We start from the raw sequence: 2,066 nt of genomic DNA, 5'->3' as shown, positions 1-2,066 counted from the left end.
TCACCTGGCCCTACCCCCTGTGCTGCGGGAACCGGTTTTTGAGACACGCATCATCAGCATACTTCAGAGATCCATCACGTGATAATGTGACCGAAGAGGCAGCCTTCGACAGCAACCGGCGGACAGCGGAGCAGGTACGCCATCAGCAGCAGCACACCACTCGGCCCCTATTTCCGCACAGGGGGTGTTCCGATGTCGATGAGCACGACCGCTTCGCTGGTGGTCAAGTTGCTCGGCCCGGTGCGCGCGTGGCGCAACGGCTCGGAGCTCGACCTCGGCACCGCCCGCCGGCGCGCGGTGTTCACGCTGCTGGCGGTGCGCGCCAACGAGGCGGTCTCCAAGGACGAGCTGATCGACGGCGTGTGGGGCGACGCACCGCCCGCGAGCGCCGAGGCCGGCCTCTACACCTACGTCTCCGGCCTGCGCCGGGTGCTGGAGCCCGAGCGGTCCAAGCGGTCGGCCGGGGTGGTGCTCACCTCGTCCGGCGCGGGTTACGCGCTGCGCCTGGACCGCGAGCAGCTCGACGTCCACCGCTTCGACCGGCACCGCGAGCGGGCGGAGGCGTTGGCGCGGCAGGACCCGGGGCGCGCCCTGGCCGAGCTGGACGCGGCGTTGGCGTTGTGGGAGGGCGAGGCCCTGTTCGCGGTGCCCGGCCGGTTCGCCGAGGCGCAGCGGTCGCGGCTGCACGAGCTGCGGTTGGCCGCCGTGGAGCGGCGCGCCGAGTTGGCGCTGGTGCTGGGCAGGCACGCCGACGTGGTGGCCGAGCTGTCGGCGCTGGTGGTGGAGCACCCGCTGCGGGAAGGGCTGCACGCGCTGCTGATGACCGCGCTGCACCGGAGCGGCAGGCAGGCCGAGGCGCTGGAGGTGTTCCGCGACGCCCGGCGCGTGCTGGCGAGCGAGCTGGGCATCGAGCCCGGTCACGCCCTGCGCGAGGTCCACCGGCAGGTGCTCGCCGGCGACGAGGTGCCGCAGCCCACCTCGCCCTCCGCCGCCACACCCGCCGGAACCCCATCCCCCACCCCCTCGCCCCCCGGCGCGGCCCAGGCCCCCTTCATCGGCCGGCACCGCGAGCTGGACCTGCTGCGGCGCGCGGTGTCCGACGTCGCCGGCGGGCGCGGCGGCGTCGCGTGGCTGGAGGGCGAACCCGGCATCGGCAAGTCGTCGCTGCTGACCGCCTGCCTGGCGGCCGCGCCGGCCGCGGGCGTCCGCGTGGCCTGCGCCGCGGCCGACGAGCTGGGCGGGCGCTTCCCGCTCCGGGTCGCCCTCGACGCCCTGGACGTGTCGGTCGCCTCGACCGACCCGCGCCGCGTCGAGCTGGCCCGGGACCTGCTGGACCCCGCGCGCGACTCCGCCGGCGCGGGCGACCCGGTGGTCACCGCCATCGACCGCCTGGTGGAGCTGGTCGCCGAGCTGTGCGCGGAGAACCCGCTGGTCCTGGCGCTCGACGACTTCCAGTGGGCCGACGAGGCCAGCGTGCTGCTGTGGCACCGGCTGCTGCGCCTGGCGCACCGGCTGCCCCTGCTCCTGATCGCGGCGGCCCGGCCGGTGCCGCACCGCGACGACGTCACGCGGGTTCGGCGCGCGGTCGTGCGGGCCGGCGAGCTGGTCGAGCTGGGTCCGCTGACCGAGGACGAGGTCACCGCGCTGCTGACCGAGCTGGTGGGCGCCGCTCCGGGGGAAGGGCTGAACGGCTTGGCCGGGTGCGTCGGCGGCAACCCGCTCTACCTCAGGGAGGTCGTCGACGCCCTGCTGCGCGAGAACGCCGTGGAGTTCCGCGACGACGTGGCCGAGGCGGAGGTGGCCAGTGGCCGGGACATGCCGTCCTCGCTGGTGGGCGCGCTGACCAGGCGGCTGGCGTTCCTGTCGGCGGACGCCCTGGACCTGCTGCGCTGGGCCGCGCTGCTGGGCACCGCGTTCGCGCCGGGCGACGCGGCGGTCGTGGCGGGGCGCCCGGTCTCCGAGCTGGTCGCCGCCGTGGAGGAGGCCACGGCGGCGGGCGTGCTGGTCGAGTCGGGCGCCGAGTTCGCCTTCCGGCACCACCTGATCCTCCACGCGCTCTACTCCGG

General features: G+C 75.3%; 1 protein-coding gene. It reads left to right on the top strand.

Going from position 1 to position 2,066, the window contains the following annotated elements; all coding sequences use genetic code 11:
- Nucleotides 1-198 precede the first annotated feature (198 nt).
- Nucleotides 199-2,066, top strand: a 1,868-nt coding sequence (locus tag ACFV4N_RS43165) for an ATP-binding protein (protein ID WP_499678493.1), incomplete at its 3' end; no start/stop codon positions are given.

This window comes from Actinosynnema sp. NPDC059797 (genome assembly GCF_042732085.1).
GTDB lineage: Bacteria > Actinomycetota > Actinomycetes > Mycobacteriales > Pseudonocardiaceae > Actinosynnema.
The sequence above is the reverse complement of the archived record's forward strand: the minus strand, read 5'-3'. Positions and strand labels throughout refer to the sequence as shown.